This window comes from Streptomyces sp. CAI-85, from assembly GCF_013363615.1.
GTDB lineage: Bacteria > Actinomycetota > Actinomycetes > Streptomycetales > Streptomycetaceae > Streptomyces > Streptomyces antibioticus_B.
Window position 1 is genome coordinate 24836 of the sequence record NZ_JAANNX010000054.1, and the last position, 9605, is coordinate 34440.

5 protein-coding genes are annotated in these 9605 nt (G+C 74.4%); all 5 read left to right on the forward strand.

Going from position 1 to position 9605, the window contains the following annotated elements:
* Nucleotides 1-411 precede the first annotated feature (411 nt).
* On the forward strand, nucleotides 412-3816 hold the full coding sequence (locus tag G6W55_RS30945) for an FHA domain-containing protein (RefSeq protein WP_175524043.1): 3405 nt from the start codon (nucleotides 412-414) through the stop codon (nucleotides 3814-3816).
* 149 nt (nucleotides 3817-3965) lie between these two features.
* On the forward strand, nucleotides 3966-5342 hold the full coding sequence (locus G6W55_RS30950; RefSeq protein ID WP_175524037.1) for an ABC transporter substrate-binding protein: 1377 nt from the start codon (nucleotides 3966-3968) through the stop codon (nucleotides 5340-5342).
* A gap of 88 nt (nucleotides 5343-5430) precedes the next feature.
* Nucleotides 5431-6711 (forward strand): sugar ABC transporter permease, encoded by a 1281-nt coding sequence (locus tag G6W55_RS30955; RefSeq protein ID WP_309243853.1) that lies wholly within the window; start codon nucleotides 5431-5433, stop codon nucleotides 6709-6711.
* Nucleotides 6708-7550, forward strand: a complete 843-nt coding sequence (locus G6W55_RS30960) for a carbohydrate ABC transporter permease (RefSeq protein ID WP_078633662.1) — start codon at nucleotides 6708-6710, stop codon at nucleotides 7548-7550. The genes G6W55_RS30955 and G6W55_RS30960 overlap by 4 nt, the downstream gene beginning before the upstream one ends.
* A 163-nt stretch (nucleotides 7551-7713) precedes the next feature.
* Nucleotides 7714-9605 (forward strand): bifunctional glycosyltransferase family 2 protein/CDP-glycerol:glycerophosphate glycerophosphotransferase (locus tag G6W55_RS30965; protein ID WP_175524039.1); only part of this gene is annotated, 1892 nt, incomplete at its 3' end.

A 9605-nucleotide genomic window follows, 5' to 3' on the forward strand; every position in this document is an offset into this window, starting at 1 on the left:
CTCTGTGGTCCGATGTTCCGACCCACTGTAGTGCCGCGATACCCGTACCGGGCGGTCGTCTTCCTATGGTCCGACTATGGTCCGCGCGCGGGGCCGCCCGCCGCGACCCGGCCCGGTTCGGGCGCCTTCGGCCGTGTCCGGCCGTCTCCGGCCGTGTTCCGCCGTGTTCGCTGGAAAGACGCGCGGACCGGTCGCTCGGTTGCCGAATCCGGGCGTGACCGATCTCAACTGATCGTCGGCGATGCAATGGTCAGGCACTTTTGCGGGCAGAGCCGACCAATCAAGATCACTTGTCACCGGGTGGTGGGCGCGTTGTCGGTGACAGGTGCGAGGATGCCTGGAGTACTGGCCGATGTGCTCGTGTGGTGTGGGGGGAAGTCCGCGCCCGCGCAGAAGGGACCGCTGACGCCGATGCAGATCCGGCTGACCGTCACAGACCCGCAGGGCCCGCCCTTCGAGGCGCGCGGCCGTGCCGCGAGCTGCGACGTGCTGGTCACGGCCCCCGCCGGTACGGCCCTGGCCGCGGTGGCGCCCGCCCTGGCCGCGGCGGTCTCCGGGGAGGGCGCGGGCGGCGCGGCCGTCGCCCTGTACGCGGGCACCGAGCGGCTCGACGGAGCCCGCTGCACGCTCGGCGAACCCCCGCTGACCGACGGCGCGGTGCTGGCGCTCGGCGCCCCCGCCGACCCCGAACCGCATCCGGAGGTCGACGACGCCCCGGCCCGCCTCGACGTGGTCGCGGGTCCGGACGCGGGCGGGGTCCATCTGCTGCACGGCGGGCAGATCCGCGTCGGCCGCTCCGCCGACGCCGACGTCCCGTTGGACGACCCGGACGTCTCCCGGCTGCACTGCGCGGTGACGCTCGGACCCGACGGCCGGGTGACGGTCACCGACCTCGGCTCCACCAACGGCACCACCGTCGACGGCACCCCGGTCAAGGCCCGCCCGGTGCGGCTCGCGCCCGGCGCCCTGCTGCGGATCGGCGAGTCGGCCCTGCGGCTGGCCCCGCCCGGCGGCCCGGGAGCCCGCGTGGTGACGGCACCGGACGGCGAGGGACACGTGCGCGTGGCGCCCGGCGGGGGTCGCGCGGCGGAGGGGGCCGCCGGGTCCGCCTCCACGGCTTCTACGGCTTCTACGGCTTCTACGGCTTCTACGGCGGTGTCCCGGCCGCGGGTGCCGAACTCCCGTTCCGGCGAGCCCGGCACCCCGACCGCACCCACCGGCCACAGCGACGGCGGGGTGAGCTGGAGCGGCAGCGGCACGGACCGGCATCTCGTCCCCGGTCAGGGCACCGCCCCGGACATCGAGAGCCGCGCCGAGATCCGGCACGACACCCACGCGGGCCGCGCCGACGCCTTCGGCCCGCCGTACGACGACGTCCGCGGCCCCCGGCCCGCCGTCTCCCCGTACGACGACGTGCCGCTGTACGACAACGCCGGGTACGACGACCCCGGCGACCCGGACGACCCCGGCTCCGGCCGCAAGGGCACGCCCCTGCGCGGCACCGACATACCGCCCGGTGTCCGTCGGCGCGGCGGGCTGTCCGCCTGGGCCCGGCGGCTGGCCGGCGGCCGCGGCGCCCCGGACCCGGCCGGTCACGGCCCCGCCGACGGGGAGGCGTCCGGCACGGGCCCCGAGCCGGCGGCCGCCCCCGCCCCGGCGCCCGAGACCTGGCCCGACCCGGCCGCCCTGCTGCTCACCGCGCTGGGCCCCGGCCCCCGGCTCTGGGAGCGCGGTCCCGGCCATCCCGAGGCGCTCACCGTGCGGCTCGGCACCGCGGACCGCACGGCACCCGGCGGCTCGGGCCTGCTGCCCGCCGTACCGGTGACGGCGGACCTGCGCGAGGCCGGGGCCCTGGGCCTGGCCGGACCGCGCCCGCGGCTGGCCGGGCTGGCCCGCGCGGTCGTGGCGCAGCTCGCCGCGCTGCACTCGCCGGACGCCCTGGAGATCGTCCTGATCAGCACGGACCGCGCGCGGTCCGAGGAGGAGCGGGCCGCCGAGTGGTCGTGGCTGGGCTGGCTGCCGCATCTGCGCCCGGGGCACGGCCAGGACTGCCGGCTGCTGCTCGCCTTCGACCGCGACCAGGCGGCCGCCCGCACCGACGAGCTGCTGCGCCGTCTGGAGGACCACCTCGCGGACACCGCGGCCGCCGTCCCGCCCTTCGCGACCGGCCCCGCGCCCGCCCGCCGGCCCTCCTGGGCCCTGTCCGAGGACCCGGACGGCTTCGCGGGGCCGTTCACCGTGCTCGTGGTGGACGGCGACCCGGGCGCCGCCGGTCTGCGGGACACCGTGACCCGGCTGGCCACGGCCGGTCCGCGCGCCGGGATCCATGTGCTGTGCCTGGCGGAGATCACCGCCGGTGCCCCGTCCGCCCCGGCGGCGCGGACCTACGAGGCGGCCTGTGCGGCGGCGCCCGTGTTCCGCGCGTGCGGCGCGGTCGCGCTGCTCGACGGCGACGTGGCCACCGCACTGCGGCTGCTGCGGATCGCGCCCGGCGGCGACGGACCGGCCGGACCGGTCGGCGAGGGCACCCTGGCCGCCGTGGACGCCGTCTCCCCCGCCTGGGCCGAGCGGTTCGCCCGCGCCCTCGCGCCGCTGCGCCCGGACGGCGGCGGTGGCGGCGGTGAGCGGCACACGCGTGTGTCCGCCCCGCTGCCCCCGTCGTCCCGGCTGCTCGACGAGCTGGGTCTGGCGCGGGCCACCCCGGCCTCCCTGATGGCCCGCTGGGCGGACGCGGCCGACGACACCGAGGCGCTCGGCGGACGGGCCTGGGCGGTGCTCGGCGCGGGGCCGCGCGGCCCGGTCGCGGTGGACCTCGCCGCCGAGGGCCCCCATCTGCTGGTCGAGGGCCCGCCCGGCAGCGGGCGCACCGAGCTGCTGCGGGCGGTCGTCGCCTCGCTGGCGGCCGCCGAGCGCCCCGACCGGCTGGGCATCGTGCTGATGGACGGCCGGGACACGGTCGGCCAGGGCACCGGCGGCGCCGGTGACGGTCTGCGGGTCTGTACCGACGTACCGCATGTGACGACGCATCTGACCGGTACCGACCCGGTGCGGATGCGGGAGTTCGCGCAGTCGCTGAGCGCGGAGCTGAAGCGGCGGGCCGAGCTGCTGGGCCGGTCCGACTTCACCGAGTGGCACACGCACCGCGCGGTGTCGGGCCGGATCGTGCCGCAGCGCGGCCCGCACGGACCGGCGCCCGGTGCCGGGGCGGGCGCGGGCGGTGCCGCCGACATAGAGGCGCCGCCCAGCTCCACGCTGCGGCTGCGGCCCGGCGCGGCGGCCCGTCAGCGGACCGAGCCGGCACCGCCGTTGCCCCGGCTGGTGGTGGTCGTGGACGACCTGGACGCGCTGGTGTCGCCGCCGCTGGGCTCGCCCGGCCGGCCGGCCGCCGGGTCCGTGACGCGCGCGCTGGAGGCGGTGGCCCGGGAGGGCGAGCGGCTCGGCGTGCACCTGGTGGCGGCGACCGGTCCCGGGGGCCGTACGGCGGAGTCCGAGGCGGTCCGCCGGGCCACCGTGCGGATCACGCTGGAGGCGCCGGGGACGGGCGCGGACGAACCGGCGCCGGGGCGCGGCCGGCTCAAGGGCGCCGACGGCCGGCTCACGCCGTTCCAGGGCGGCCGGGTGACGGGCCGTATCCCGCGCACGGCGACGCTGCGGCCCACGGTGATCCCGCTGGAGTGGCGGCGGATGGGCGATCCGCCGACCCGCCGGCCGGTCCGGGAGCTGGGCAACGGCCCGACGGATCTGGCCCTGCTGGCGAGCGCCCTGGAGCGGGCCGCCCGCGAGGTCGCGGCGGCGGAGGTGCCGTCGCTGCTCTGAGCCCCGCGCCGTCCTTCGCGGAGTCACGACGCGGTCACGATCGCCCGGTTGACACCGTTCGCGCACTTGCCGACCCCGTGCGCCCGGCGTAGACCGGAGCGCACGGGACAGCGCTCGGACGTTCGACGAGGACGGAGAACGGGGCAGTGATGCGCAGGACGAGCAACGCGAACCGGACATCGAAGACCATGAGGACCGCGGCCGTGCTTCTCGCGGGAGCCCTCGCGCTCACCGCGTGCGGCGGCGACGGGGACGACGGCGGCAGCGGCGGAGAGAGCACCGCACCGGGCGGGACGGACAGCGGCCTCACCCTCCCGAAGCTCGACGGCACCACCCTGGAGGTGGCCGCCGTCTGGACGGGCCCCGAACAGGCCAACTTCAAGAAGGTACTGGCCGAGTTCGAGAAACGCACCGGCGCGAAGATCACCTTCGTGCCCGCGCAGGACCCGATCATCAACTTCCTCGGCTCGAAGATCGCGGGCGGGGCGCCGCCGGACGTCGCGCTGCTCCCGCAGCCGGGCGCGATCAAGCAGGCCGTCGAGAAGAAGTGGGCCACCCCGCTGGGCGCCGAGGCCCTGAAGGAGGTCAGGAAGAACTACGCGCAGGGCTGGCAGGACATCGGCGCGGTCGACGGCGAGCAGTACGGCGTCTACTACAAGGCCGCCAACAAGTCCCTGATCTGGTACAACGCGCAGGTCTTCGAGAACGCGGGCGCGAGCGAACCGGCCACCTGGGACGAGCTGCTGACGACCGCCCGGACGGTCTACGACTCCGGTGTCACGCCGTTCTCGATCCCGGGCGCGGACGGCTGGCCGCTGACCGACTGGTTCGAGAACGTGTATCTGTCCCAGGCGGGCCCGGAGAAGTACGACCAGTTGGCCCGGCACGAGATCAAGTGGACCGATCCGTCGGTCGCGAAGGCCCTCACCACGCTCGCCGAGATCTGGGGCGAGAAGGACTATGTGGCGGGCGGCGCCGACGGCGCGCTCCAGACGCAGTTCCCCGACTCGGTCACCCAGACCTTCACCGGCGGCGACCAGCCCAAGGCCGCCATGGTCTACGAGGGCGACTTCGTGCAGGTCAACATCGGGCAGACGGACGCGAAGATCGGCACGGACGCGAAGGTGTTCCCGTTCCCGAAGGTCGGCGACACCGCGCCCGTGGTCTCGGGCGGTGACGCGGCGGTGATCCTCAAGGACTCCGAGGGCGCGCAGGCGCTGGCGACCTTCCTGGCCTCGCCGGACGCGGCGGAGATCCAGGCGAAGCTGGGCGGCTATCTCTCGCCCAACAAGAACGTCGACCTCGCCGCCTATCCGAACGACGTGCAGCGCACGATCGCGAAGGCGCTGGTCGCGGCCGGTGACGACTTCCGCTTCGACATGTCCGACCAGGCCCCGCAGGCGTTCGGCGGCACCCCGGGCAAGGGCGAGTGGAAGGACCTCCAGGACTTCCTGAAGAACCCGTCGGACGTGGCCGGCATCCAGAAGAAGCTGGAGTCGGACGCGGCGGCGGCGTACGGGAACTGATCCCGCGATGGCCTCGGCCCCGGGGGCCGCGAAGGTCCCCTCACCACCCTCACCACCCTCACCACCCTCACGCCGCTCGCGCAGGAGCGTGACCGGTACCCGCAGGAGCGTGGCGGCGCTGTTCCTGCTGCCCGCCCTGGTGCTGCTGGGCGCGCTGGTGGTCTACCCGATCGGGTACTCGGTCGCGCGCAGCTTCTACGACCAGTCCGGCGACGGCTTCGCGGGCGTCGACAACTACCGGGCCCTGTTCACCGACGACGGCATCCGCACCGCGCTCGGGAACAACGTGATCTGGGTGGTGTTCGCGCCGACGGTCGCGACGGCACTCGGGCTGATCTTCGCCGTGCTCACCGAACGGGTGCGCTGGGGAACGGCGTTCAAGCTGGTCGTCTTCATGCCGATGGCGATCTCCATGCTGGCGGCCGGGATCATCTTCCGGCTGGTGTACGACCAGGACCCGGACAAGGGCGTCGCCAACGCGGTGTGGGTGGGCGTGCACGACACGTTCGCCGCGTCGTCGGCGTTCCCGAAGGCGCACCCCGGCCGGGACTCGCCGCTGGTGGCCGAAGGGGGCGGGTTCGTGACCCGGGAGGCGGTCCGCGCCGGTGATCCGGTGGCGCTGCCGCTGGTCGGGGTCGCCCCGGACGTGATGCCGGACGGCGCGAAACGAGCCGTCGCCGCCGCGGCCGAGCCGGGGAAGGTCACCGGCACCACCTGGCAGGACTTCACCCGCGGCAAGGGCGTCGGCACCCCGGGCACCCCCGACCCGTCCGAACTCGGCTACCCGGGCATGCGGATCGAGGCGGTCAGGGACGGGAAGGTGGTGGCGTCCACCGAGGCCGCCGCCGACGGCACCTTCACCCTGCCCGCGGCGGCCGACGGGGCACGGCTGCGGCTGCCCGCGGGGAACTTCGCGGAGCCGTACAACGGCCTGGACTGGCTCGGCCCGTCCCTGGTCACCCCGGCGATCATCGGCTCGTACATCTGGATGTGGGCCGGGTTCGCGATGGTACTGATCGCGGCGGGGCTGGCCGGGATGCCGCGCGAACTGCTGGAGGCGGCACGGGTGGACGGGGCCAACGAGTGGCAGGTGTTCCGCAGGGTCACGGTGCCGCTGCTCGCGCCGGTGCTCGCGGTGGTCGCCGTCACCCTGATGATCAATGTGCTGAAGGTCTTCGACCTGGTGTTCATCATCGCGCCCGGCTCCTCGCAGGACGACGCGAACGTGCTCGCGCTGGAGCTGTACCGCAAGGGCTTCTCGGAGGGCCGTCCCGGCGTGGCGAGCGCGATCGCGGTGTTCCTGCTGCTGCTGGTGATCCCGGTGATGTGGTTCAACGTGCGCAGGCTGCGGCGGGAGGTGCGGCGATGAGGGCGTGGCTGACCGCCAGGGTCAACGGCGGTCTGGTGCGGGTGTTCCTGGTCGTCGTCGGCCTGTTCTGGCTGGTGCCGACCGTCGGTCTGCTGGTCTCCTCGCTGCGCTCCCCCGAGGACATGGGCGCGAGCGGCTGGTGGACGGTGTTCGAGGAGCCCTCACGGCTCACGGTGGACAACTACCGCAGGCTCCTGGAGAACGGCGACATCACCGACTCCCTGCTCAACACGGTGGCGATCACCGTGCCGGCGACGGTGCTGGTGGTCGTCGTGGGCGCGCTCGCCGGGTACGCGTTCGCGTGGATGGAGTTCCCGGGCCGGGACTGGTGGTTCCTCGCGGTGGTGGGGCTGCTGGTGGTGCCGGTGCAGGTGGCGCTCATCCCGATCGCCGAACTCTTCGGCGACCTCGGCCTGTTCGGCTCCACGCTGGGCGTGGTGCTGTTCCACGTGGGCTTCGGGCTGCCGTTCGCGGTGTTCCTGCTGCGGAACTTCTTCGCGGAGATCCCGCGCGAACTGCTGGAGGCGGCCCGGCTGGACGGGGCGGGCGAACTGCGGCTGTTCTTCCGGGTGGTGCTGCCGCTGGGCGGCCCGGCCATCGCCAGCCTGGGCATCTTCCAGTTCCTGTGGGTGTGGAACGACATGCTGGTCGCGCTGGTGTTCAGCGACGCGGGCAGCCAGCCGATCACGGTCGCGCTCCAGACGCAGGTCCGGCAGTTCGGCAACAACATCGACGTGCTGGCGCCGGGCGCGTTCCTGTCGATGGTGATCCCGCTGGCCGTGTTCTTCGCGTTCCAGCGGCAGTTCGTGTCGGGGGTGATGGCCGGAGCGGTCAAGTGAGCGGTCGAGTGAGCGGAGAACAACGAGCCGTGGGGCGGGCCGGACACCGGCCCGTCCAGCCGCGTTCACCACAGGTCCCCCGAATGCCGTACGAACCGTAACCAAGTCACTCCATCGGCCGTTCCCGGGCAAGGCCCTGCCCGTGCCGACCCATGGATGTCCCTTGCCCAGGTTCAGTGTCATCGTCCCCGTGTACAAGGTTCAGGCGTATCTGCACGAGTGCCTCGCGTCGGTGCTGGCACAGTCCTTCGACGATCTCGAACTGATCGCGGTCGACGACTGCTCGCCGGACGGCTGCGGCGAGATCATCGACGAGTTCGCCGCCCTGGACCCCCGGGTGACGGCCGTGCGGCTGCCGGAGAACGTGGGGCTCGGCCGGGCGCGCAACGCGGGCATCGACCAGGCGAGCGGCGACTACCTGGTGTTCCTGGACTCCGACGACACCCTCACCCCGGGCGCGCTGCGGGCGATGGCCGACCGGCTGAAGGAGTCCGGCGACCCGGACGTCCTGGTCTACGACTACGCGCGCACCTACTGGGACGGCCGGGCCGAGCGCAACAAGGTGGCCGCGCTGCTGACCGAGCAGGGCCCGGTGCCGTTCCGGCTGGAGGACCGCCCGGGGCTGCTGGGGGTGCTGATGGTGGCCTGGAACAAGGCGGTGCGGCGGCAGTTCGCCGAGCGCGCCGGGCTGCGGTTCCCGCCGGGCTACTACGAGGACACCCCGTGGACGTATCCGGTGCTGATGGCCGCCGGGTCGATCGCCACCCTGGACCGGGTGTGCGTGCACTACCGGCAGCGCCGCCGGGGCAGCATCCTGTCCACCACCAGCCGCCGGCACTTCGATGTCTTCGACCAGTACGACCGGGTGTTCGCGTTCGTCGGGGAGCGGCCCGCGCTGGCCCGCTGGCGGCCGGTGCTGTTCCAGCGCATGGTCGACCACTTCACGACGATCCTCGCCAAGCGGGACCGGCTGCCGCGCGCCGCGCGCGCCGAGTTCCTGCGCCGCGCCCGCGCCCACTACCGGCGCCACCGCGCGCCCGGCGCGCACATCCCGCGCCGGGCCCGGCTGCGGCACGCGCTGGTCCGGCTGGGCCTGCACCGCACCTACCGGGCCCTCCAGACGGGCATGACGCTGCGCCGCCGGGCCCTGAAGCTCGGGGCGAAGCTGCGGCGCGCGCTGCGGGCGGCGCTGCTCCAGGCGCACTACCGGGTCCAGCTCCGGCTGCCGCTGCGCGCCGACCGCGCGGTGTTCTCGGCGTACTGGGGGCGCGGGCACGGCTGCAACCCGGGGGCGCTGGAGGCCGCGTTCCGGGTCTTCGCGCCGCAGGTGCGCACGGCCTGGGTCGCGGACCCCGAGCACCACGACAGCGTGCCGCCGGGCCCGCGGCGGCTGGCCCCCGGCACGGCCGCCTACTGGACGGCGCTGGCCCGCTCCAAGTACCTGGTCAACAACGTCAACTTCGACCGGCGGCTGGTCAAGCGGCGTGGGCAGATCCTGGTGCAGACCCAGCACGGCACGCCCCTGAAGCGGATGGGCCTGGACCTCCAGGAGTACCCGGCGGCCGCCCGCGGCACGGACTTCGCCGAGCTGCTGCGCGGTGTCGACCAGTGGGACTACGTGCTGTCCGCCAACCGTCACACCACCCTGACCTGGGAGCGCGTCTACCCCGGCGCCTACCGGACGCTGGAGTACGGCTATCCGCGCAACGACGTCTTCCAGCGGGCGACCGCCGCCGACGTGGCCCGGCTGCGGGAGTCCCTCGGCATCCCCCGCGACACCGTCGCGATCCTGTACGCGCCGACCCACCGCGACTACCGCCGCACCCAGCGGGCCGCCCTGGACCTGGAGCGGGTGCTGCGCAAGCTGGGCCCGCGGTTCGTGGTGCTGGCGCGCGCCCACTACTGGCAGGGCGCCCCGCTGGTCCGGCCGGTGCCGGGGGTGATCGACGTCAGCGGCCATCCGAGCGTGGAGTCGCTCGCGCTCGCCTCGGACGCGCTGGTCACCGACTACTCGTCGATCATGTTCGACTACGCCAACCTGGACCGCCCGATCGT

Excerpts from the sequence above, each read along its gene's own strand:
- G6W55_RS30950 (WP_175524037.1), top strand. The coding sequence starts at position 3,966 with ATGCGCAGGACGAGCAACGCGAACCGGACATCGAAGACCATGAGGACC.
- G6W55_RS30960 (WP_078633662.1), top strand. The coding sequence starts at position 6,708 with ATGAGGGCGTGGCTGACCGCCAGGGTCAACGGCGGTCTGGTGCGGGTG.
- G6W55_RS30945 (WP_175524043.1), top strand. The coding sequence starts at position 412 with ATGCAGATCCGGCTGACCGTCACAGACCCGCAGGGCCCGCCCTTCGAG.